This window comes from Microbispora catharanthi (assembly GCF_006334915.2).
Taxonomy (GTDB): Bacteria; Actinomycetota; Actinomycetes; order Streptosporangiales; family Streptosporangiaceae; genus Microbispora; species Microbispora catharanthi.
On the sequence record NZ_VDMA02000035.1, the window covers coordinates 1 to 22,444 of the forward strand.

Below are 22,444 nucleotides of genomic sequence, written 5' to 3' on the forward strand. Positions count from 1 at the left end.
GGAGACAACCGGCCCACCTCGGTACGAGGCCGGATCTCCCCATGCCCCAGCCGCTTGAGCAACTCAGCCGTCGCCCGATCGGCCTCGGCCCGCCGGGAGAACCCGAAGCTCGCCCGCTCATGACCCAAGAAGATGTTCTCCGTCACGCTCAACCCGTCGACCAGGTCGAGCTCCTGATAAATGGTGGCGATGCCGTGGCCCATCGCCGCGGTCGGCGGCGCCAGCCGCACCGGCGAACCGTCCAGCAACACCTCCCCCTCATCCGGCGCATGAGCACCAGACAAGATCTTGATGAGCGTGGACTTCCCGGCACCGTTCTGGCCGAGCAGGCAGTGCACCTCGCCGGCCCTGACCTCAAGGTCCACGCCGTCCAGCGCGCGTACGCCGGGGAACTGCTTGACGATCCCCCTCATTTGGAGCAGGGGGTTTTCGTCTCCCATGGGGGTCTCCCAAAGATGATCAGTTGGCGGAGTAGACGTGATCGCTGATAAGGCGGGTGGCGCCGATGACACCCGCGGTGTCGCCGAGTTCGGACAGCACGATCGGCAGGTTTCCGGTGGCGAGCGGCAGCGACCTGCGGTAGACGACGCTTCTGATCTCCGCGAGCAGCACGTGGCCGAGCTTGGCCACGCCACCCGCGATGATCACGAGGCCGGGGTTGAAGAAGCTGACCAGGCTCGCCAGCACCTGGCCCACCCGGCGCCCGCCGTCGCGGATCAGCCCGATCGCGCCCGCGTCGCCCTGCGCCGCCGCGGCGGCGACGTCCTCGGCCGTCAGCGTGCCCGCGACCGCGAGCCGCTCGGCCAGGTAAGGCGAGCCGCCCGCGCGGGCCACCGCGACGGCCTCGCGCGCCAGCGCGGCGCCGCCGAAGTACGCCTCAAGACATCCGGAGTTGCCGCAGGAGCAGACCGGCCCGAGGTCGTCCACCCGGATGTGGCCGATGTCGCCGGCGCTGCCGGAGACCCCGCGGTAGATCTTGCTGTCCACCACGATGCCGCAGCCGATACCGGTGCCGATCTTGACGAGCAGGAAGTCGTCGACGTGCCGCGCGAGACCGGCGTGCAGCTCCCCGAGGGCCATGATGTTGACGTCGTTGTCGACCACCGTGGGGCAGCACAATGCCTGCCCGACCGTCTCCCTGACCGGGTAGCGGTCCCAGCCCGGCATGATCGGCGGCACCACCGGAACGCCTTCTGCGAAGCTCACCGGCCCGGGGACGCCGATGCCGGCGCCGCTGAGATCGGTGAACAGCCCGTCCCTGCTCAGCTTGCCGAGCAGTTCGATGGCCCGGTCGAGCACGACGGCGGGCCCCTCTCTGATGTCGCAGGGCTCGCTCAGGTGACCGAGCACCTCGAGCTCTCCGTCGGTGACCGCGACGTCGATCGAGGTGGCGCCGATGTCGATACCGGCGAACCGGATGTCACGGGCCAGACGTACGCGTCCCGAGCGCCTGCCACCTCGCGAGGCGGCCAGTCCGTCGGGCTCGGCGAGGCCCAGCTCGACCAGCCGGTCCAGCTCGACGTTGAGCTTCGACCGTGACAGGTCCACCACGTCGCCGAGTTCGGCGCGGGAACGCCCGCCGTCCCTCAGCAACCGCAGGAGCGCGGCCTGGTGGACGTTCTCCGGCCTGATGGTCGTCCTCTTCACGTACGCCTCCGCGTCCCGGTGATTGGCTGGAAACGTACCTCTTTTCTGCTGATCAGGGAAGACCTTTTATCGATGTGATGCAATCTTTCGCTGAAATCAACAAAAGTCACGTCCACTGCATACGGGGTAGGAGTGCAGGAGGATGGTTGGAGGGCGCATGCTGGGGTTGCCTGACGAGGTGCGCGGCTGCCTGTTCGACATGGACGGGGTGCTCACGCGCACGGCGCGAATCCACGCCGCGGCGTGGAAGGAGATGTTCGACGAGTACCTGCGCGACCGGGCGGTCGCCACCGGCACGCCCTTCGCGCCCTTCGACGAGACCGGCGACTACGAGCGGTATGTCGACGGCAAGAAGCGACTGGACGGCACGCGGGGGTTCCTGCGGGCCAGGGGCATCGACCTGCCCGAGGGCAAGCCGGGCGACCCGCCGGGCATGCCCACCGTCAACGGCCTGAGCAACCGCAAGAACGAGCTGGTCCAGGCGATCCTCGACCGGCAGGGCGTGGAGGTCTTCGAGGGCTCGGTGCGCTACCTGCGCGCCGTCCGCGACGCCGGGCTGCGCCGCGCGGTCGTCTCCAGCAGCGCCAACACCCAGCGCGTGCTCGCCGCGGCCGGTCTTGAAGACATGTTCGACGCGCGGATCGACGGCGAGGTGGCCAGGGAGCGCGGCCTGGCCGGCAAGCCCGCCCCCGACATGTTCCTCGCCGCCGCCGAGACGCTCGGGCTCGCGCCGGCCGAGGCCGCGGTGTTCGAGGACGCGCTCGCGGGGGTCGCCGCCGGGCGCGCGGGCGGCTTCGCCGTGGTGGTGGGCGTGGACCGCGGTCATCAGGCCGAAGCCCTGCGGGACAACGGCGCCGACGTGGTGGTGACGGACCTCTCCGAACTGCTGGACGTCAAATGATCAAGCATCCCGCCTTCATCGTCGAGCCGTGGTCGGTGCGGGAGTGCCACCTGCACACCGACGTGCTCGCCCAGACCGAGTCGGTGTTCGCGCTGTCCAACGGGCACATCGGGCTGCGCGGCAACCTCGACGAGGGCGAGCCGTACGGGCTGCCGGGCACCTACCTCAACTCCTTCTACGAGCTGCGCCCGCTGCCGTACGCCGAGGCGGGCTACGGATACCCGGAGTCCGGCCAGACCGTCGTCAACGTCACCAACGGCAAACTGATCCGGCTGCTCGTGGACGACGAGCCGTTCGACGTCCGGTACGGCACGCTGCACTCACACGAGCGGGTCCTCGACCTGCGGGCGGGCACGCTCACCCGGAAGGTCTGCTGGAGTTCGCCGACCGGGGCGCAGGTGCGCGTCACCTCGACCCGGCTCGTGTCCTTCACCCACCGGGCCGTGGCCGCGGTCCGCTACGAGGTGGAGCCGGTGGACCAGCCGCTCAACGTGGTCGTCCAGTCGGAGCTGGTGGCCAACGAGACCGTGCCGCCGCCGACCGCCGATCCCCGCGCCGCCGCCGCGTTGGAGGCGCCGCTGGTGCTGGAGGAGAACGTCGCCGCGCGCAACAACGTGTGCGTCATGGTCCACTCCACCAGGGCCAGCCGGCTGCGGGTCGCGGCGGCGATGCGTCACGAGATCGACGGCCCGGACGGCACCCGCGTCGAGTGCGACGGCGGCGGCAACGTCAGCCGGGTCACGATCGCCACCCGGCTCGTGCCGGGCGAGCGGCTGCGATTGGACAAGTTCTTCGCCTACGGCTGGTCGGCCAAGCGGTCCCGGCCCGCGATGCACGACCAGGTCGTGGCGGCGCTGGCGGCGGCCCGGCTCACCGGGTGGGACGGTCTGTGCGCCGAGCAGCGTGCCTTCCTCGACGACTTCTGGGCGGGTGCGGACGTCGAGGTCGAGGGCGACGCCGAGGTGCAGCAGGCTGTGCGCTTCGGGCTGTTCCACCTGCTCCAGGCGGGCGCCCGGCTGGAGCGGCGGCCCATCCCCGGCAAGGGGCTGACCGGCTCGGGCTACGACGGGCACGCGTTCTGGGACACCGAGAGCTTCGTGCTGCCGGTGGCCACCTACACCTACCCCCGAGCCGCCGCCGACGCCCTGACGTGGCGCGCCTCGATCCTGCCCCTCGCCCAGGCGCGGGCCGAGCAGCTCGGGCTGGCCGGGGCCGCCTTCCCCTGGCGGACGATCAACGGCGAGGAGTGCTCGGGATACTGGCCGGCGGGCACGGCGGCCTTCCACGTCAACGCCGACATCGCCGCCGCGGTCACCCGGTACGTCGACGCGACAGAGGACACCGACTTCGAGCGGGACATCGGCCTGCCGCTGCTCGTCGCGACCTCCCGGCTGTGGTGCGCGCTCGGCCACCACGACGCCGAGGGCCGCTACCGCATCGACGGCGTGACCGGCCCGGACGAGTACAGCGCCGTCGCGGACAACAACGTCTACACCAACCTCATGGCCCAGCGGAACCTGCGGGCCGCCGCCGCGGTGGCCGTACGCCACCGCGACCGGGCCGAGCGGCTCGGGGTCACGCTGGAGGAGACGGCCATGTGGCGCGACGCCGCCGCGGCCATGCACCTGCCGTACGACGAGCGGCTGGGGGTCCACGAGCAGAGCGAGGGGTTCACCGGGCACGCGGTCTGGGACTTCGCGGGCACCGAACCCGAGCGGTATCCGCTGCTGCTCCACTTCCCCTACTTCGACCTGTACCGCAAGCAGGTCGTCAAGCAGGCCGACCTCGTGCTGGCCATGCACCTGTGCGGCGAGGCGTTCACGCCGGGGCAGAAGGCGCGCAACTTCGCCTACTACGAGGCGCTGACCGTGCGGGACTCCTCGCTGTCGTCCTGCACCCAGGCCGTGCTCGCCGCCGAGGTGGGGCAGCTCGACCTCGCCTACGCCTATCTCGGCGAGGCCGCACTGATGGACCTGCGCGACCTGGAGCACAACACCCGCGACGGCGTCCACATGGCCTCGCTGGCCGGGGCGTGGATCGCGCTGGTGGCGGGGTTCGGCGGCATGCGGGCACGCGAGGGGCGGATCTGCTTCGCCCCCCGCCTGCCCTCGGGCATCACCAGGCTCACCTTCCGCGTCCGCTACCGGGGCCGCCTGCTGCGGATCGACGTCACCCCGGCCGGCACGACGTACCGGCTCCTGCACGGCCCGCCCCTCACGCTGTCGCACCACGGCGAGGAGGTGACGCTCGGCGCGCAGCCGCAGGCCCGGCGCAACGCACCGCCGCCCTTCCCGGACCTGCGGGTCAGGCAGCCGCCCGGCCGCGCGCCCGCGCCCCGGTGGCCGGGGGACCTGTCCCGCGATCTCATCGGCCCGGCCGAGCAGGCCGAGGAGCTCTGACGGCCCGGCCGGGCGCGGCGAGAGGGGGTCAGAGCATCGCCTGCAGGGAGGCGCCGGCCTGCTCGCCCAGCTTCGTCGGGAGATAGGGCTGCTCGGCCATGACGGCCTCCCAGTTGTCGCGGATCGCCTCGACGGTGAGGGCGTCGGTCCGCCAGCCCGGCCCCTCTGCCACGAAGACCCGGGCGATCCGCCCGGCCCCGACCGAGAACACCTCGCCGCTGGTCTCGCAGCTCTCATGGGCCAGGTACGCCACCAGCGGGCTGACCCGCTCGGGGGTGAACCTGCTCTCGAACTCCGCGGGCAGCAGCGTCTCGGTCATCCGCGTCCACGCGACCGGGGCGATCGCGTTGGCCTTGATGTTCGCCCGCGCGCCCTCGATGCCGAGCGTCTTGGTCAGGCCCACCAGGCCCATCTTGGCCGTCGAGTAGTTGGCCTGGCCGAAGTTGCCGAACAGCCCGGCGGGCGAGGAGGTGTTCACGATCCGCCCGTACGCCTGCTCCTTCATGTGCGGGAACGCCGCGCGGCTGACCAGGAACGAGCCGCGCACGTGCACGGCGATCACGGCGTCGAACTCCTCGACCGTCATCTTCCCGAACGAACGGTCGCGCAGGATGCCGGCGTTGTTGACGACGACGTCGACGCGGCCGAACGCGTCGAGCGCCGTCCGCACGATCGCCTCCGCGCCCTCCGGGGTGGCGACGTTGTCGGTGCTGGCCACCGCCTCTCCGCCGTCCTTCACGATCAGTTCGGCGACCTCCGCCGCGGGGCCGGAGGACGCGCCGGAGCCGTCGAGGGCGCCGCCGAGGTCGTTGACGACGACCTTCGCCCCGCGCCGGCCGAGCAGCAGCGCGTGCGACCGGCCCAGCCCGTGGCCGGCTCCGGTGACGACCGCCACCCTCCCGTCGAACCTGAGCTCGGAATCCTCACCAGCAGGCATGGCGCCGCCCTTCCCCTGAAAGAGAACATCGTTCTAGTACCTCCGAACGATATCCCCAACCGCTCAGGCCGAGGAAGCCACCCGATGCTGCGACAGGCGCTGGGCGGCACGCTTCAGAGCGTGGGCGAAGGCCTGCTCCCGAGAGCCGCCCGCCCTGGTCGTTCGTCAGTCGCCGCCGGTGGTCTTTGCCATCGCGCCGAACATGTCGTCGACATAGCGGCGCATGAGGCGTTCGAGTTCCATGAGGTCGCGATCGCTCCATTGGGCGAGAACGGGACCGGCCAGGCGCTGGCGGGCGGCGTCGAGAGCGTCGGTGACGCGGCGGCCGTCGGCGGTGATGATGGCCTCTTTCACCCGGGCGTCGGCAGGACTGGGGCGCCGTTCGACCAGCCCGAGGGTGGCGAGTTTCGCGACTTGCCGGCTGATGGTGGTGTAGTCGCGTCCGGCTCGTTCGGCCAGTTCGCCGACACCGATAGGCCCGAACCGCTCGACGCCCACGAGCAGGTGGAACAGGGCGCGGTCGAGGGAGACACCCGCTTCGGCCAACAGGAGATCCTCGCGGCCGGGCAGGTTCATCAGCACGACCAGATCGACGATGGCCCCGTGGAGACGGCGCAACGTGGTCTGGCGTCGCCGTGTGGTCAAGGCGGCCGCACCGTCCTTCCTTGGCACCGAGCCTTCCCGAGTATCCGGCCTTCCTGAGGATCGGATGTGGAGGGCAATTCTAGGAGGTCTACCCGCGGCGCCCGGCACACCGTCGGCAGATAGGTGCACATAGCACCTATATTTCCGCCCAAGCGGTAGGCGTCCGACCTTCTACTTCCCCCAGAATGTGCTGTTGGACGCGCCAGTCCGGGGCAAGGCGATTCCGCGCGACTCCTCACAAGATATGTGTATATTGCACTTAATTGCCGGACAGCCGGACTGTCCGGACCCACACGAAGGAGGAGCCGAACATGACCGACATCGATGTCGAGGTGGTCATCTGCGGATCCGGGGCGGCCGGGGAGACCCTCGCGATCGAACTGGCCCGCCGGGGCGTGAGCTTCCTGCTGATAGACAAGGCCGCGCACCCGTTCGTCGGGTCACGCGGCAAGGGCATCCAGTCGCGCACCCAGGAGGTGTTCGAGGACCTCGGAGTGATCGACAAGATCATCGCTTCTGGCGGCGAGTATCCGCTCCAGCGCTCCTACACCGACGACGGCCCGGTCGACATAAACGTGATCGACATGCCCGGCCCGACACCGGACGAGCCCTACCACATCGCACTGCTGGTCCCGCAGTTCCTCACCGAGCGCAGACTGCGCGAGCGGCTGGCCGAGCTCGGCCACGCCCCGCACTACGACCACGAGCTCGTCGGCTTCGACCAGGACGAGGACGGGGTGAGCGCCCGCATCGTCACCCCCGGCGGTGCGCGTACGGTGCGCGCGCGCTACCTCGTGGGCGCCGACGGCGGGTCGAGTTTCGTGCGCAAGGCCCTGGGCGTGGCCTTCGACGGTGAGACCCTCGGGGTGCGTGCCGTGGTCGCCGACGTGATCGTCGAGGGGGTCTCGTTCGAGGTATGGCACCGCTGGGGCCGGGGAGCCGCGGACCAGATCATGCTGTGCCCGCTCTACGGCACCGAGATGTTCCAGCTCATGGGACCGGTCCCTTTCGACGTGGACGTCGATCTGTCCGCGCGTGGTCTGACGGCGCTGTTACGCGAGCGCACCGGCCGCGACGACGTGCTGATCAAGTCGGTCTCGTGGGCCTCGGTGTTCGAGATGAACGCCCGCCTGGCCGGGACCTACCAGGTCGGACGCGTCTTCCTGACCGGAGACGCGGCACACGTCCACCCGCCGACCGGTGGGCAGGGACTGAACACCAGCGTGCAGGACGCCTACAACCTCGGCTGGAAGCTCGCCGCCGCGCTCGGCGGCGCCCCGGACCGGCTGCTGACGTCGTACGAGAGGGAGCGCCGCCCGATCGCGGAGGCCGTGCTCGGCCTGTCGAAGCGGCTGCTGGAGGCGGCCAAGAACCGCGACATGAGCCGTAACCGGGCAGTCAGCCAGCTCGACCTCGGATACCCCGACTCGCCGCTCACCCTCATCGACCCCCAGCGCACCACGGGCGTGCTCGCCGGCGACCGCGCACCCGACGCGCCCGTCACCGGCGCCGGCGGCGTGCCCACGCGGCTGTTCTCCCTGTTCCAGGGCACCCACTGGACGTTGATCGGCTACGACGTGCCCGCCGGGGACGCCCCCGCCGCCCGGCGCGACGTGCACGTGCACACGATCGGCGAACGCGGTGACATCGTCGACACCGGCCGGCACGTGCGCGACGGCTACGGGCTCGCCCCCGGGCAGTGGGTCCTGGTACGCCCCGACGGCTACGTCGCCGCCGTGACCGCCGACGTGAACGTCATCGAGGCCTACCTCGAAACCCACCTCGGCCTCACCGCGTCCGCGAGCCCGCGGCAGCACGCGATCCCCGCCGCGAACGGAGCGTCGCGATGAGCACCGGACCGCGCGGCGGCTGATACGGCCGCCTGCGGCCGCGTCAGGCGGACGGCGCGTGCCAGAGGTCGGGCTCGCCCGGCACGCGGGTGACCATGTCCCGCTGCTCCAGCCACACCAGGTGGGCGAGCGTCTCGTTGTTGGCCGCCCGCCGCATGTGCGCGGGGATCTCCTCCCAGCTGCGCGACCAGGTGAGCCGGGTGGCGATGTCCCAGCAGGTGGAGCCGTCGCCGTCCGCCACGACTCGCCGCACCTCCGCCAGCCGCTCCTCGTGGTGCCCGATGACGTAGTCCACCCGCTTCGTCAGCTCCAGGAAGCGGTACTCGTGGGCGGGCAGCACCTCCTCGACGTCGAGCTTGCCCACCGCGCGCAGCGCGTCGAGGTAGTCGGCGAGCGGGTTGGCCGCCGACTGGGGGTGTACGGCGACCATCGACGTGATCCGGGCGAGCACGTGGTCGCCGGAGAACAGCAGGCGACGCTCCGGCTCCACGAAGCACAGGTGACCGGGCGAGTGGCCGGGGGTCCACATCGCCCGCAGGTCCCAGCCGGGCAGGTCGAGCCGGTCGCCGTCCTCGATGAGCCGGTCGGGCGTCGCCATCGTGACGAACTGGCGCAGCATGACCGACGCCCCGGCGAGCTCCTGTGCCGTCATGTCCGGCACCCCGCACCTGACCAGCAGGGAGCGCTCCCGCTGCACGAGCGACTCGATCGCCGACTCGTCGTAGCGGTCGTGCACGATGCGGGCGTCGGCCGGATGCAGCCCGATCCAGGCGCCGGAGACCTCCCGGATCCGCCCGGCCAGGCCGTAGTGGTCCGGATGGATGTGCGTGACCAGCACGGCCTTCACGTCGGTGATCTCGTACCCGGCCGTGGCGAGCCCCGCGACGAGCGCGTCGTACGCCTCCTCGGTGTTCCATCCGGCGTCGATGATCACGACCCCGTCCGGGACCTCCAGGGCGTAGACCAGGACGTAGCGCAGCGGGTTGATCGGGATCGGGACGGGAATCGACCACAGCCCCGGCCGCACCCGCTCGACCTCGGGCAGTCCCCCGCCCAGCCACGCCGCGCGCTGCGCCTCGTTCGCCGCGGTCACAATCACCTTGCTCATCGGCTCCCCGCCCCTCTCGCAGCCCTGCCCGCTTGATTGTGCCGTCTTACCGAATCTGGTTCTACCGGGGGTACCTCAGGGTGGGACTGACGGGGAGTCGTACGTACAGGAGGGCGGAGGCGAGAACCACCACGGCGGTGAGCGCCCAGACGGGACCGACGCCGGCGATCCCCGACAGCGGCACCAGGCAGAGCGAGGAGAGCAGGCCGCCGAACTGGAGCTGCAGGGAGTCCACCGACATCACGGTGGCCCGCCGGTCGGCGGCGACGCGCTGATGGAGCAGTTCGGTCCTGAGCAGGGAGGCGACCGCGAGCGCGGTGAACAGCAGCACGTAGGCCGCCGCGGTCGCGACGACCCCGGCCGCGCCTCGCAGGGCCGTCGAGGCGGCCAGCGCGACGACCGCCGACGCCGTGACGACCGTGGCCGAGGCGGCCGCGCGGACCGAGCCGCGGACGAGCCTGGCGACCGGCGGCGCGAGGGAACTGCCGAGCGCGTTGACGGCGAAGCCGGCGAAGGTCACGAAGGCGTAGGCCGCGCCGCCTTTCGCGGATTCTCCGGTCAGGGCGGCGAGGCGTCCGGGGGTCAGCATCTCGATGCTGTTCAGCATCACGCCGGCCCCGGCGGCGAGCAGGAGCAGCCGTCCGAGGGCGCGGTCGGCCAGGCCGAGCCGGATCCCGGCGACGATCGTGACCGGCACGTCGCGGACCACCTCGGCCAGCCGCGCCGCCGCCCGGACGGGCCCCCTCCCCGCACGGCTCGGCTCGCGCATGAGCACGAGCACGGCCACGAGGAGGACGAGCGCGGCCCCCGCTCCCGCCCAGACCGGCGCGGCCAGCGGGTCCCGGCGTACGGCGAGCGGGAGCAGGCCGCCGGCGAGCGTGCCGAGCGCGAGGGCGGCCGCGCCCGCGACGTTGCCGGCCGCGAGCCCGGGCTTCAAGTCGACGGCCGGGCCATACTGGGCGTGGAGGGTGTCGACGTACCACGCCTGGGCCGGCCCGCTCGACAGCGCACGCGCGACGCCCTTGAGCACGGACGCGACCAGGAACGGCCACACCGAGTGCGCCAGGGCCATCACGACCAGCGCGGCCACGCTGACGACGGCCGACGCGGCGAGCACCGGGCGTCTCCCGAGGACGTCGGCGAGCCCGCCCGTCGGCAGTTCGAGCACGACGATCGTGATCGAGTAGGCCCCGCCGACCAGGCCGACCTCGGCGATGTCCAGCCCCCTGGCGGACATCAGCAGCACCATCGGCGCCAGCATCAGGCCGGTCGGCAGCCAGGTGAGGAACTCGATCGCGGCGTAGCGCCCGTGCTCACGCCTGCCCGGCCGTGGGGTGTCGGCGGGCGACCGCCCGGGCTCACGCATGACCACCTCACCCATGACCGGCCGCCGGGTCGCGGCGCGGATGGGCCGCCAGCAGGACCGCGACCGGACGCGCGTCCGGGTCGCCCCGATCCCGCTCGGCGGCCTCCAGGAACATGGCCGACACCCGCTCGTAGAGGGACGCCACCGTCGCCGCCGACAGCCGTACCACCAGGTCGGACATGCCGGCGGCCTCGACCCACGCCTCGCTCCACAGGTCGCGCTCGCGCTCGAAGTTCTCGACGTCGGCGGTGAGCTTTTCGAGCTGGCGCCGCCGCAGGAACGCCGCGGCCTCCCGGCCCTCGGCGGTCGCGGCCATCTCCACGTCGCTCCAGGAGGTGAAGCGGTGGATCGCCCGCCACCGCCGCTCGCGCCGGTCGCGCTGGCCGGGATCGACCTCCACGAAGCCATACCTGGCGAGCTGGCGCAGGTGATAGCTGGTGGAGCCGGAGCTCTCGCCGAGGCGCCCGGCCAGCTCGGTCGCGGTCGCCGGGCCGTTCGTGCGCAGCTCCCCCAGCAGCCGCACCCGCAGCGGGTGGGCGACCGCCTTCAGCGTGCGGGGATCGTGGACGTGGAAGACCTCGTGATCCATGCGGCCGACGCTAACATCGCAAAGATAGCTTTGCAAAAATCTCTTTGCAGAAATGAAATTTTCAGCCGCACCCCTTCGCAATGGCCGGTCAGGCGCCTCTCGCCGCCGGGATCGTTGACGCCCGCAGAAACCCAAAGGAAACATGCGAGTCGCGCACCGCTTTGGGAGCGCTCCCACTCCCCCCGAGGACCACTGTGCTCAGACGAATCGGCATCCTCGCTGTGGCGGCACTGGCCACGGCCTGCCTGACCGGCGCACCTCCCGCCACGGCGGAGGAGGGCCCGGAACAGATCCCCAACGGCACGTTCGACACCACCACCGACCCGTGGTGGCACACCGCGAACCTGAACTTCGAGCTGTCCGACGGCCGGCTCTGCTCCGACGTCCCCGCGGGCACGACCAACCCCTGGGACGCGATCGTCGGCGTCAACGACATCCCGCTGGTGAAGGACGAGACCTACGCGTTCAGCTTCTTCGCCACCGCGGACCCCGGGAAGGTCGCCAGGGCGTACGTCCAGCTCCCGACCGACCCCTACACGCAGTACGTGTCGGCCGCCCCCGAGCTGAGCGTCTCGGGCAACACCTACAGCTACACGTTCACCTCGCCGGTCGACCTGCCCAACGCGCAGGTCGTCTTCCAGCTCGGCGGCAGCGCGACGGCGTGGCGATTCTGCGTGGACAACGTCTCGCTCAAGGGCGGCGCGCCGCCGGAGGTCTACACGCCCGACACCGGCCCCCGGGTCCGCGTGAACCAGGTGGCCTACCTGCCCAAGGGCCCCAAGAACGCCACCTTGGTCACCGACGCCACCGAGGCGCTGCCGTGGCAGCTCAAGGACTCCGCCGGGACCGTGGTCGCGCACGGCACGACCACCCCGCGCGGCGACGACGCCAGCTCCGGGCATAACGTCCACTCGATCGACTTCGGCGCGTACAAGAAGGCCGGAACCGGCTACACGCTGACCGCGGACGGCGAGACCAGCCGGCCGTTCGACATCAAGCCCGACGCGTACGCCGCCCTCAAGCTCGACGCGCTGAAGTTCTACTACACGCAGCGCAGCGGGATCGCGATCGACGACGCCCTGCGTCCCGGCTACGGCCGGCCCGCCGGTCACGTGGGCGTCGCCCCCAACCAGGGCGACACGAACGTCCCGTGCCAGCCGGGCGTCTGCGACTACTCCCTCGACGTGTCCGGCGGCTGGTACGACGCGGGCGACCACGGCAAGTACGTGGTCAACGGCGGCATCTCGGTCGCCCAGCTCATGAGCGAGTTCGAGCGCACCAAGAACGCCGCGACGGCCAAGCCGATCGGCAGCCTGAACATCCCCGAGAGCGGCGACGCCGTTCCCGACGTGCTCGACGAGGCCCGCTGGGAGCAGGAGTTCCTGCTGAAGATGCAGCGGTCCGACGGCATGGTCCACCACAAGATCCACGACGAGAACTGGACCGGCCTGCCGCTGCTGCCCCACCAGGACGCGCAGAAGCGCCAGCTGCACCCGGTCTCCACCGCCGCGACGCTCAACCTCGCCGCGACCGCCGCCCAGGCGGCCCGGATCTTCGCGCCCTACGACGCCGCGTTCGCGGCCGAGAACCTGGCGGCGGCCAAAAAGGCGTGGACGGCGGCCAAGGCGAACCCGAACGTGCTCGCCTCCCCCTCCGACGGCACCGGCGGCGGCACCTACGACGACGCCAACGTCAGCGACGAGTTCTACTGGGCCGCGGCCGAGCTCTACATCACCACCGGTGACAAGGAGTACAAGGACTTCGTCCTCGCCTCGCCGCACCACACGGCCGACCTGTGGGGCAAGGGCGGCTCGTTCGACTGGGGCAACGTGGCCGCGCTCGGCCGCCTCGACCTGGCGACCGTGCCCAACGACCTGCCCGGCCGTGACGCCGTACGCCAGTCGATCGTCGACGGCGCGGAGCGCTACCTCGGCATCGTCGAGGCCCACCCGTACGGCCTCCCGTACGACCCGGGCGACTATGTCTGGGGCTCCAACAGTGCGATCCTCAACAACACGGTCGTCCTCGGCGCGGCCTACGACATCACCGGCACGGTGAAGTACCGCGACGCCGCCCTCGAGGCCGTCGACTACCTGCTGGGCCGCAACGCCCTCAACCAGTCGTACGTGACCGGTTACGGCGAGGTGGCGTCGAAGAACGAGCACAGCCGCTGGTACGCCCACCAGCTGGACACCTCGCTGCCGAACCCGCCGCACGGCACGCTCGCGGGCGGCGCGAACTCCGGCATCCAGGACCCGGTGGCCCAGGCGAAGCTGAAGGGCTGCAAGCCGCAGTTCTGCTACATCGACGACATCAACTCGTACGCCACGAACGAGGAGGCCATCAACTGGAACTCCGCGTTGTCGTGGGTGTCGGCGTTCGTCGCCGACCAGGGCGACGGCACGGTCAAGGCCCCGGGCGCGTGCAAGGTCACCTACACCACGCACGGCTCGTGGACGACGGGCTTCACCACCCAGATCACCCTCAAGAACACCGGCACGAAGGCGATCGACGGCTGGTCGCTGAAGTGGTCGTTCCTGGGCGGCCAGAAGGTCGCCACTAGCTGGAGCGCCAAGTTCACGCAGGACGCGGCGACCGTGACCGCGGCGAACGAGGCGTGGAACAAGACCATCAACCCGGACCAGTCGGTCACCTTCGGCTTCAACGGCCAGGCCGCACCGGGGGCCAACCCGACGCCCGACCTGTTCACGCTGAACGGCGCCGCCTGCGCCTGACCCGATCCGCACCCGGATCATGAAGACCCCGGCCGCCGCCCCAGCAGGGGCGGCGGCCGGTTCCATGTCGTCTTCCACGTCCTCCGGGAGTGCCCGGACCAGAACGGCCGCGCTCGCCACCCGTGATGCCCCGGAACTCGCGCGTGCAGGGCATGCGCATCAGGTTCTCAGCTCTGATCGCGCCGGTCGTACTCCATTTGATGCCGTTGGATTTCGTCCGCGTTGTCGACCGTCCAGTCGTACAACCGGCCGAACGGCTCGCGCAGCGACTCGCCGAGCGGCGTGAGTGAGTACTGGACCCCGACCGGCGAGGTGGGGAGCACGCGGCGCACGATCATCCCGTTGCGCTCCAGGCGGCGCAGGGTCTGGGTCAGGACGCGCTGGGTGACGCCCTCAAGGCGGCGCTTGATCTCGTTGAACCGCCTGGGCTCGTTGAGGACCGCCAGCACCATCATCGACCACTTGTCGGCGATCTGGTCGAGGATGGGGCGGCTGGGGCAGTCGGCCCGGTAGACGATTTCCGCTGAGGTGCCGGCTTCGGGAATGGCCATATCGGTATCCTTCGCGATCCTTGAGATGCCGAAAGTGCGTTATTGACGGCTCGTCGCCCGCCGCCGCATCGTAAGTATGCATCGGGAACCTAGATGCACACCAGATACGGATCGGGTATCTCCATGAACGACGCCTACACGACCCTGCGGGTGAGCCGCGAAGCCGGTATCGCCCGCGTCACCATTGACAATCCACCCGTCAATGTCTTGGACGTCGCCCTGATGGGCGACCTCCGGCACCTGCTGACCGCGCTGCGGGACGACGACTCGGTCCGGGTCATCGTGTTCGACAGCGCCGATCCCGAGTTCTTCATCGCCCACGTCGACATGTCGCTTGGTGACACACCGGACGCGCTCGACAAGTTCGCGCAAGACCTTCCGGACGGTGTCAACGTTTTCCAGGCTCTGGGGGAACTGCTGCGGCACCAGCCCCAGGTGACCGTCATCAAGCTCGCCGGGATGGCGCGGGGCGGCGGGGCGGAGTTCGTCGCCGCCGCGGACATGACGTTCGCGGCGATCGGCCGTGCCGGGATCGGCCAGATCGAAGCCCTCATGGGCATCGTGCCCGGCGGAGGGGGCACGCAGTATCTCGCCACCAGGGTCGGCCGCAACCGCGCGCTGGAGGCGGTGCTGAGTGCCGACCTGTACGACGCCGAGACCGCGGAGCGCTACGGCTGGGTCAACCGGGCCGTCCCCGCCGATGAACTCGACGCCGTCGTCGACCGGCTCGCCCGCGACATCGCCGCCTTGCCCGAGGGCGTGATCGCAGCGGCCAAGCGCGCCATCCTGCCGGAGAACCTGGCCGAGGGGCTGCTGCGGGAGAACGACGCCTGGATGGGACAGATAATTCGCCCTGCGGCCACAGAGCTGATTCGCGACGGACTGGCCCACGGCGCCCAGACCCCCGACGGCGAACGCGATCTGGAGGGCCTCCTCCGGCGACTGGCCGGTCAGGACCTGGAGGGGTAGGGCCGTGCCTCCTTGACCAAGGTGGCGAAACGGAAGGCCACCTCACCCCAGGCGGCCCGCGAAAGCGGATCGTCGGTCACGGCGGCGGCGTACAGCTCGTCGAGGTCGAGACCCCGCCTGCGGGTGTGCTCGACGTCCCACTGCCGGATGCGTTCGGGCCCGACCTCGGGGTGGAACTGCACGCCCCAGGCGCGGTCGCCCAGCCGGAAGGCCTGGTAGGGGCAGCGTTCGGTCTCGGCGAGCCAGACCGCGCCCGGCGGCAGGGCCGTGATGGCGTCGATGTGGTTCTCGATCGCCGGGACGGCGGCGGGCAGCCCGCCGAAGACCGGGTCGTCCGCCGCCTCGGCTCTCATCGTGACGGACGTGCTGCCGTGCTCGGGCGCTCCGGCGTCGCCCTGGACCTTCCCGCCGCCGACCGAGGCCAGCATCTGCCCGCCCAGACAGATGCCGAAAAACGGCACCGACCGGGCGAGGGCCTGCTCGACGAGGGCGCGGGCGGACGGCAGCCAGGGCGCCTTGTCGTCGTCGTCCGGCAGGTAACCGCCGCCGAGCACGATCAGGCCGTCGTGCTCCAGCCGCGGCGGGAGGGCGGACCCGTCGAAGGCGGTGACCACGTCGACGGCGATCCCGGCGGCGTCCAGCCATTCTCCGAACCGCCCAGGACCCCCGTTCGCTCCGTTCTGTACGGCGAGCACACGTGGTGTTTCCGGCATGAGGCCGGACTCTACCGCCCCCGCCCGGCCTGCGATCGCGGCCGTCCGCCGCACGATCGACGTGGGACCGTGGCCGCTCCGCCATCGCCCGCCGGGGTCACAGGTCGCTGCCGCCGGTGGCGTCGACCGTGGTGCCGGTGACCCAGCGGGCGTCGTCGGAGGCGAGGAAGGCCACCACTCCGGCCACATCCCGCGGTGTCCCCACCCGGCCCAGCGCCGCCCGGCCGGCCGACGCCGCCCAGGCCGCCTCGTCGCCGCGCAGCCAGTCCGCGTTCGTGTCGGTGTCGACGATCCCCGGCGCCACGTTGTTGACGGTGATCCCCCGCGGTCCGAGGTGCTTGGCCAGCGCCAGCGTGAAGGTCTCCAGCGCACCCTTGGTCATCGCGTACGCGATCGCCTCGGGGAACGCGATCCTGGTCACTCCCGAGGTGACGGTCACGATCCGCCCGCCGTCGGGGATGCGCGGCAGCGCCCGCCGCGTGACGAAGAAGGCCGCCCGCGTGTTGACGGCGAACCCTCTGTCGTAGAGCTCCGGCGTCACCTCCTCGATCGATCCCCGCACGGTGATCCCCGTGTTGTTGACGAGGATGTCGATCGGCGCCTGCGGCCCCAGCTCCCGGTCCAGCCCGGCGAACAGCTCGTCCACGTCGCCCGGCGCACCCAGCTCGGCCCTGACCGCGAAGGCCCGGCCGCCCCGGGCCTCGATCGCCGCCACCGTGTCCTTGGCCGCGGCCTCGTCCCTGGCGTAGTTCACCGCCACAAGCGCCCCGTCGGCCGCCAGTCGTTCGGCGATTCCGCGTCCAATACCCCTGCTCGCACCCGTCACCAGCGCCGTCTTGCCGTCCAACGCGGTCATGTCCGTCCCCTTTTTGTAGTGACCGATACAAAATAGCACGCCTTGTAGCGATCGCTATAAAATCGGCGCATGGGAAGGACCAGGGCGTTCGACCGGGACGTCGCGCTGGAACGGGCGCTCGAGGAGTTCTGGCGGCACGGCTACGAGGCGACCTCGGTCTCCGGCCTGACCGCGGCGATGGGAATCAACCCGCCCAGCCTCTACGCCGCCTTCGGGGACAAGCGCCGGCTGTTCGGCGAGGCCGTGCGCCGCTACCAGGAGACCCACGGCGCGTTCAGCTCCCGCGCCCTGGCCGGGGAGCCGACCGCGCGGGCCGCCGTCGAGCGCCTGCTCCACGAGGCGGCGGAGGTCTACACCGACCCGGCGCACCCACCCGGCTGCATGGTCATCTCGGCCGGGATCAACACGAGCGACGCCGGTGTGATCGAGGAACTGCGCGGGCACCGCGAGGCGGGCAAGGCGGCGATCCGCCGCCGGATCGAGCGGGACGTCGAGGCCGGCCTCCTTCCGCCGGAGACCGACGCCCCCGCGCTCGCGACGTTCTTCGCCGCCGTCATCCAGGGCATGTCCACCCAGGCCAGGGATGGCGCGACCCGGGCCGACCTCGACGCGGTGGCGACGCTGGCGCTGCGCGCCTGGCCATAAAGTGAGTGGCGTGATCGACGACATCTGGGTGGACGACGCCGTCACGGCGCTGCGTCCGGACTTCGCCGTCCTGGTGGTCTGCGCCCACGGCCTGCGCAACGGGCCGTCCGACGACCGTTCGCGGGCCTGGCTCGCCGACGCGGCGGTTCACGCCGTGCCGCTGGACGACGAGAGGATCGAGGCCTGGCGGGCGGCCTACCGCGCCTTCGGCGCCAAGCCCCAGCGCACCCGGCCGTCGGTCGACGCACTGGTCCGCCGGATGCCGCTCCCCGAGATCAACCTGGTGGTGGACGCCTACAACAGCGTGTCCGTACGGCACGGCCTGCCGATCGGCGGCGAGGACCTGCGCCGCTACCAGGGCGCCGCCCGGCTGGTGCGGGCCGCGGGCGACGAGCCCTCGGAGGAGGCGCTGGGCGACCCGGAGATCGGCGAGGTGGTGTGGCGCGACGACGCGGGCGTCACCTGCCGGCGGTGGAACTGGCGGCAGTGCGTCAGGACGAGGATCACCGAGGAGACGGTGGACGCGCTCTTCCTCCTGGAACGCCTCGAACCGCTCTCTCTGGACGCGTTGCGTGCCGCGGGCGACGACCTCGCGGGTATGCTGTCCGATATAAATCCCAATATCCGGATCGAGTCGCGGCTCATCGGCTGACCAGTCGATGTGACCAGGGGGTAAGGGGCACCTCACCACCCAGACGGGCTATCCGCGCGTGACCTGTTTTATCGATCCTGGGAGGATGGGCCGGGACCTGCGACCCGCCGGGGCGCACGTCGGTGTGCGAGGCGAGTAGCCTTGGACAGGTTCACCAAACATCAACGCCGATCTGCGGAAGAGGGCGATTTCCGCCGTGTCGTCTGAGTCGTCGCGGACAAACCCGCTGGCAAGCTTTGGACAAAATGAGTGGCTTGTCGACGAGTTGTACCAAAAGTATCTCGAAGATCCCGAGTCTGTTGACCAGGCCTGGTGGCACTTCTTCGCTGACTACAACGGGACGGCCAAGCCCGCTCCGTCCAAGTCCGCAGGCGCCGCGAACGGCGCGACCGCGACGGCTGCCCCCGAGGCTCCCGCCCCGGTGAGCCCGGCCCCGCAGACGGCGCCCCCGCAGCCCAAGCCGCAGGCGAAGCCCGAGGCCAAGGCGCCGGCCAAGCAGCAGGCCCCGGTCGGCGCGGTCGAGGAGAAGCTGCGCGGCGCCGCCGCGCGCACCGCCGCCAACATGGAGGCCTCGCTCGTCGTTCCCACGGCCACGAGCGTCCGCGCGGTCCCCGCGAAGCTGCTGATCGACAACCGCATCGTCATCAACAACCACCTGTCCCGCGGCCGCGGCGGCAAGATCTCCTTCACCCACGTCATCGGCTACGCGATCGTCCAGGCACTCAAGTCGATGCCTGAGATGAACTACTCGTACGGCGAGGTGGACGGCAAGCCGGTCCTCGTCAAGCCGGAGCACGTCGGGGTCGGCCTCGCGATCGACGTGCAGAAGAGCGACGGCTCCCGCCAGCTGCTCGTGCCCTCGATCAAGCGGGCCGAGACCATGGACTTCCGCCAGTTCTGGGTGGCGTACGAGGAGATCGTGCGCAAGGCCCGGGCGGGCAAGCTCGGCGTGGAGGACTTCCAGAACACGACGATCTCCCTGACGAACCCCGGCACGATCGGCACGGTCCACTCGGTGCCGCGGCTGATGCCCGGCCAGGGCACGATCATCGGTGTCGGCGCGATGGAATACCCGGCGGAATACCAGGGCGCCTCGGAGGAGACGCTGTCCCGCCTGGCCATCAGCAAGGTGATGACGCTCACCTCCACCTACGACCACCGGATCATCCAGGGCGCCCAGTCGGGCGACTTCCTGCGCCGCATCCACCAGCTCCTGCTCGGCGCCGACGACTTCTACGACGAGATCTTCGAGTCGCTGCGCATCCCGTACGAGCCGGTCCGCTGGGTCAAGGACATCTCGGCCACCCACGATGACGACGTGGCCAAGTCGGCGCGCGTGCTGGAGCTCATCCACGCCTACCGGGTCCGCGGCCACCTCATGGCCGACACCGACCCGCTGGAGTACCGCCAGCGCAAGCACCCCGACCTCGACATCCAGTCGCACGGCCTGACGCTGTGGGACCTGGAGCGCGAGTTCCCGACGGGCGGCTTCGGCGGCAAGCCGCTGATGAAGCTGCGCGACATCCTCGGCGTGCTGCGTGACTCGTACTGCCGCACGATCGGCATCGAGTACATGCACATCCAGAACCCCGAGGAGCGGGCCTGGATCCAGGCGCGGGTGGAGCGGCCGCACGCCAAGCCCGATCGCGAGGAGCAGCTGAACATCCTGCGCCGGCTCAACACGGCCGAGGCGTTCGAGACCTTCCTGCAGACCAAGTACGTCGGCCAGAAGCGGTTCTCGCTGGAGGGCGGCGAGTCGCTGATCCCGCTGCTCGACTCGGTGATCAGCTCCGCGGCGGCCGAGCGCCTCGACGAGGTCGTCATCGGCATGGCCCACCGCGGCCGGCTCAACGTGCTCGCCAACATCGTGGGCAAGTCGTACGCCCAGGTGTTCGGCGAGTTCGAGGGCAACATCGACCCGCGCAGCGCGCACGGCTCCGGCGACGTGAAGTACCACCTCGGCGCGAGCGGCGACTTCGTGGCGCCGGACGGCAACAAGATCAGCACGTCGGTGGTGGCCAACCCCTCGCACCTGGAGGCCGTCGACCCGGTCCTGGAGGGCGTGGTCCGGGCCAAGCAGGACCTGCTTGAGCGCGGCGAGGAGGGCTTCACCGTCCTGCCCGTGCTCGTCCACGGCGACGCGGCGTTCGCCGGCCAGGGCGTGGTCGCCGAGACCCTGCACCTGTCCCAGCTGCGCGGCTACCGCACCGGTGGCACCGTCCACATCGTGGTGAACAACCAGGTCGGCTTCACCACCTCGCCCGCCTCCTCGCGGTCGAGCGTGTACGCCACCGACGTCGCGCGCATGATCCAGGCGCCGATCTTCCACGTGAACGGCGACGACCCCGAGGCGGTCGTGCGGGTCGGCCGGCTGGCCTACGAATACCGCCAGACGTTCCTCAAGGACGTCGTCATCGACCTGATCTGCTACCGGCGGCGCGGCCACAACGAGACCGACAACCCGGCGTTCACGCAGCCGCTGATGTACGACCTCATCGACGCAAAGCGCTCGACCCGCAAGCTGTACACCGAGGCCCTCATCGGCCGCGGCGACATCACGGTCGAGGAGGCCGAGCAGGCCCTGCGCGACTACCAGGAGCAGCTCGAACGGGCCTTCACCGAGACCCGGGAGGCCACCAGGCAGCCGCTCCAGCCGGGCGCGGTCGTGCGGCGCGAGCCCGACGAGGTGATCCCGTGGTCGCACGAGGACACCAAGACGGCGATCTCGGAGGAGGTCGTCAAGCGGGTCATCGACACCCAGCTCAACCTGCCCGAGGGCTTCACCGTCCACCCGCGTCTCGCCCCGGTGATCCAGCGCCGCGGCGCGATGATCTCCGAGGACGCGATCGACTGGGCGACCGGTGAGCTGCTCGCGTTCGGCTCGCTCCTCATCGACGACCACCCGGTCCGCCTGGTCGGTCAGGACTCCCGCCGCGGCACCTTCGGCCAGCGTCACGCCGTGCTGGTCGACCGGGTCAGCGGCGAGGAGCACACCCCGCTCAAGACCTTCAACCACGACACCACGAAGTTCTACGTGTACGACTCGCTGCTCAGCGAGTTCGCCGCGATGGGCTTCGAGTACGGCTACAGCGTGGTCCGCCCGGACGCCCTGGTCGCCTGGGAGGCGCAGTTCGGCGACTTCGCCAACGGCGCCCAGTCGATCATCGACGAGTTCATCTCGTCGGGCGAGCAGAAGTGGGGCCAGCGCTCCTCGGTCGTGCTGCTGCTGCCGCACGGCTACGAGGGCCAGGGCCCGGACCACTCCTCCGGCCGCATCGAGCGCTACCTGCAGCTGTGCGCGCAGGACAACATGACGGTGGCGCAGCCGAGCACCCCGGCGAACTACTTCCACCTGCTGCGCTGGCAGGTGCTGTCGGAGCGGCGCAAGCCCCTCGTCATCTTCACGCCCAAGTCGCTGCTGCGGCTCAAGGCGGCGGCCTCGGCCACCTCGGAGTTCACCTCCGGCGCCTTCCGTCCGGTCATCGGCGACCCGGCGGTGGACCCGTCGGCGGTCCGCAAGATCGTGGTCTGCTCGGGCAGGATCTACTACGACCTGCTCGCGCGGCGCGAGAAGGACGGCAGGAAGGACGTGGCGCTGGTGCGCCTGGAGCGCATCTACCCGTTCCCGGAGAACCCGCTCAAGGCCGAGCTGGCCCGCTACGGCGCGGACGCGGAGCTGCTCTGGGCGCAGGACGAGCCCGTCAACATGGGCCCGTGGCCATACCTCAGCCTGAAGATGGTGGAGAAGCCCGACCTGCTCGGGGGCCGCACCTTCCGCCGGGTCTCGCGTACGCCGAACTCCTCGCCGGCCGTCGGCTCGCACGCCAAGCACGACGAGGAACTGCACGGCATCCTGGGCGAGATCTTCGACTGAACGCGGA

Annotated in this window: 18 protein-coding genes; 8 read left to right on the forward strand and 10 right to left on the reverse strand. The window is 70.7% G+C overall.

From position 1 onward, the window contains the following. Together FH610_RS39380 and FH610_RS39385 are read right to left on the reverse strand one after the other, a co-directional pair. Window positions 1–440 (reverse strand): ATP-binding cassette domain-containing protein (locus tag FH610_RS39380; protein ID WP_139580341.1); only part of this gene is annotated, 440 nt, incomplete at its 3' end. Window positions 441–459: 19 nt separating this feature from the next. Further along, on the reverse strand, window positions 460–1,647 hold the full coding sequence (locus tag FH610_RS39385) for an ROK family transcriptional regulator (RefSeq protein WP_139580342.1): 1,188 nt from the start codon (window positions 1,645–1,647) through the stop codon (window positions 460–462). Between the two features lie 157 nt (window positions 1,648–1,804). Between FH610_RS39385 and FH610_RS39390 the strand changes: the two genes are divergently transcribed. Together FH610_RS39390 and FH610_RS39395 are read left to right on the forward strand one after the other, a co-directional pair. After that, window positions 1,805–2,548, forward strand: a complete 744-nt coding sequence (locus FH610_RS39390; protein WP_139580343.1) for a beta-phosphoglucomutase family hydrolase — start codon at window positions 1,805–1,807, stop codon at window positions 2,546–2,548. Then, entirely contained in the window at window positions 2,545–4,947 is a 2,403-nt protein-coding gene (locus FH610_RS39395; RefSeq protein ID WP_139580344.1) for a glycoside hydrolase family 65 protein, read from the forward strand. The genes FH610_RS39390 and FH610_RS39395 overlap by 4 nt, the downstream gene beginning before the upstream one ends. A 28-nt stretch (window positions 4,948–4,975) precedes the next feature. On the opposite strand, the gene FH610_RS39400 is transcribed toward FH610_RS39395, so the two are convergent. Both FH610_RS39400 and FH610_RS39405 read right to left on the reverse strand, forming a co-directional pair. Continuing rightward, on the reverse strand, window positions 4,976–5,884 hold the full coding sequence (locus FH610_RS39400; protein ID WP_139580345.1) for an SDR family oxidoreductase: 909 nt from the start codon (window positions 5,882–5,884) through the stop codon (window positions 4,976–4,978). 165 nt (window positions 5,885–6,049) lie between these two features. Then, complete coding sequence (locus FH610_RS39405; protein ID WP_139580394.1) at window positions 6,050–6,460, reverse strand: MarR family winged helix-turn-helix transcriptional regulator; 411 nt, start codon at window positions 6,458–6,460, stop codon at window positions 6,050–6,052. 380 nt (window positions 6,461–6,840) lie between these two features. Here FH610_RS39405 and FH610_RS39410 point away from each other — a divergent pair, with 380 nt between their 5' ends. Then, a complete protein-coding gene (locus tag FH610_RS39410; protein ID WP_139580346.1) occupies window positions 6,841–8,379 on the forward strand; it encodes an FAD-dependent oxidoreductase in 1,539 nt (512 codons plus the stop codon). A 43-nt stretch (window positions 8,380–8,422) separates the two neighbouring features. Here FH610_RS39410 and FH610_RS39415 read toward each other — a convergent pair whose 3' ends face one another. The 3 genes from FH610_RS39415 to FH610_RS39425 all read right to left on the reverse strand — a co-directional run bounded on the left by FH610_RS39415 (window position 8,423) and on the right by FH610_RS39425 (window position 11,442). Next, the gene (locus FH610_RS39415) at window positions 8,423–9,487 is read right to left on the reverse strand and encodes an MBL fold metallo-hydrolase (RefSeq protein ID WP_139580347.1); all 1,065 of its coding nucleotides are present in this window, start codon (window positions 9,485–9,487) and stop codon (window positions 8,423–8,425) included. A 61-nt stretch (window positions 9,488–9,548) separates the two neighbouring features. Further along, window positions 9,549–10,853: an MFS transporter gene (locus FH610_RS39420; protein WP_161628194.1), complete on the reverse strand. Its 1,305-nt coding sequence runs from the start codon at window positions 10,851–10,853 to the stop codon at window positions 9,549–9,551. A 7-nt stretch (window positions 10,854–10,860) separates the two neighbouring features. Continuing rightward, window positions 10,861–11,442, reverse strand: coding sequence for a helix-turn-helix domain-containing protein (locus FH610_RS39425; RefSeq protein ID WP_139580349.1), 582 nt, complete (start codon window positions 11,440–11,442; stop codon window positions 10,861–10,863). A 194-nt stretch (window positions 11,443–11,636) separates the two neighbouring features. On the opposite strand from FH610_RS39425, the gene FH610_RS39430 reads away from it, so the two are divergent. Further along, the gene (locus FH610_RS39430) at window positions 11,637–14,177 is read left to right on the forward strand and encodes a glycoside hydrolase family 9 protein (protein WP_240809464.1); all 2,541 of its coding nucleotides are present in this window, start codon (window positions 11,637–11,639) and stop codon (window positions 14,175–14,177) included. Between the two features lie 167 nt (window positions 14,178–14,344). On the opposite strand, the gene FH610_RS39435 is transcribed toward FH610_RS39430, so the two are convergent. Further along, window positions 14,345–14,728 carry a winged helix-turn-helix transcriptional regulator gene (locus FH610_RS39435; RefSeq protein ID WP_139580351.1) on the reverse strand — a complete coding sequence of 128 codons (384 nt, stop codon included), beginning with the start codon at window positions 14,726–14,728 and terminating at the stop codon, window positions 14,345–14,347. A 123-nt stretch (window positions 14,729–14,851) separates the two neighbouring features. Between FH610_RS39435 and FH610_RS39440 the strand changes: the two genes are divergently transcribed. Next, on the forward strand, window positions 14,852–15,697 hold the full coding sequence (locus FH610_RS39440) for an enoyl-CoA hydratase/isomerase family protein (protein ID WP_139580352.1): 846 nt from the start codon (window positions 14,852–14,854) through the stop codon (window positions 15,695–15,697). Here FH610_RS39440 and FH610_RS39445 read toward each other — a convergent pair. Beyond that, entirely contained in the window at window positions 15,679–16,410 is a 732-nt protein-coding gene (locus FH610_RS39445; RefSeq protein WP_139580353.1) for a type 1 glutamine amidotransferase, read from the reverse strand. The genes FH610_RS39440 and FH610_RS39445 overlap by 19 nt on opposite strands. Before the next feature lie 97 nt (window positions 16,411–16,507). Next, the gene (locus FH610_RS39450) at window positions 16,508–17,266 is read right to left on the reverse strand and encodes an SDR family oxidoreductase (protein WP_139580354.1); all 759 of its coding nucleotides are present in this window, start codon (window positions 17,264–17,266) and stop codon (window positions 16,508–16,510) included. Between the two features lie 69 nt (window positions 17,267–17,335). Here FH610_RS39450 and FH610_RS39455 point away from each other — a divergent pair, with 69 nt between their 5' ends. From FH610_RS39455 to FH610_RS39465, 3 genes are all read left to right on the forward strand, one after another. After that, window positions 17,336–17,911, forward strand: a complete 576-nt coding sequence (locus FH610_RS39455) for a TetR/AcrR family transcriptional regulator (protein WP_139580355.1) — start codon at window positions 17,336–17,338, stop codon at window positions 17,909–17,911. A gap of 10 nt (window positions 17,912–17,921) precedes the next feature. Then, complete coding sequence (locus FH610_RS39460) at window positions 17,922–18,563, forward strand: B3/B4 domain-containing protein (protein ID WP_139580356.1); 642 nt, start codon at window positions 17,922–17,924, stop codon at window positions 18,561–18,563. A gap of 196 nt (window positions 18,564–18,759) precedes the next feature. Further along, window positions 18,760–22,437 (forward strand): multifunctional oxoglutarate decarboxylase/oxoglutarate dehydrogenase thiamine pyrophosphate-binding subunit/dihydrolipoyllysine-residue succinyltransferase subunit, encoded by a 3,678-nt coding sequence (locus tag FH610_RS39465; RefSeq protein ID WP_139580357.1) that lies wholly within the window; start codon window positions 18,760–18,762, stop codon window positions 22,435–22,437. Window positions 22,438–22,444: the final 7 nt, after the last annotated feature.

Coding starts and splice junctions, on each gene's coding strand:
- FH610_RS39450 (WP_139580354.1), bottom strand. CDS start 17,266: ATGACCGCGTTGGACGGCAAGACGGCGCTGGTGACGGGTGCGAGCAGG.
- FH610_RS39420 (WP_161628194.1), bottom strand. CDS start 10,853: ATGCGTGAGCCCGGGCGGTCGCCCGCCGACACCCCACGGCCGGGCAGG.
- FH610_RS39410 (WP_139580346.1), top strand. CDS start 6,841: ATGACCGACATCGATGTCGAGGTGGTCATCTGCGGATCCGGGGCGGCC.
- FH610_RS39445 (WP_139580353.1), bottom strand. CDS start 16,410: ATGCCGGAAACACCACGTGTGCTCGCCGTACAGAACGGAGCGAACGGG.
- FH610_RS39390 (WP_139580343.1), top strand. CDS start 1,805: ATGCTGGGGTTGCCTGACGAGGTGCGCGGCTGCCTGTTCGACATGGAC.
- FH610_RS39395 (WP_139580344.1), top strand. CDS start 2,545: ATGATCAAGCATCCCGCCTTCATCGTCGAGCCGTGGTCGGTGCGGGAG.
- FH610_RS39415 (WP_139580347.1), bottom strand. CDS start 9,487: ATGAGCAAGGTGATTGTGACCGCGGCGAACGAGGCGCAGCGCGCGGCG.
- FH610_RS39400 (WP_139580345.1), bottom strand. CDS start 5,884: ATGCCTGCTGGTGAGGATTCCGAGCTCAGGTTCGACGGGAGGGTGGCG.
- FH610_RS39405 (WP_139580394.1), bottom strand. CDS start 6,460: ATGAACCTGCCCGGCCGCGAGGATCTCCTGTTGGCCGAAGCGGGTGTC.
- FH610_RS39440 (WP_139580352.1), top strand. CDS start 14,852: ATGAACGACGCCTACACGACCCTGCGGGTGAGCCGCGAAGCCGGTATC.
- FH610_RS39425 (WP_139580349.1), bottom strand. CDS start 11,442: ATGGATCACGAGGTCTTCCACGTCCACGATCCCCGCACGCTGAAGGCG.
- FH610_RS39435 (WP_139580351.1), bottom strand. CDS start 14,728: ATGGCCATTCCCGAAGCCGGCACCTCAGCGGAAATCGTCTACCGGGCC.
- FH610_RS39455 (WP_139580355.1), top strand. CDS start 17,336: ATGGGAAGGACCAGGGCGTTCGACCGGGACGTCGCGCTGGAACGGGCG.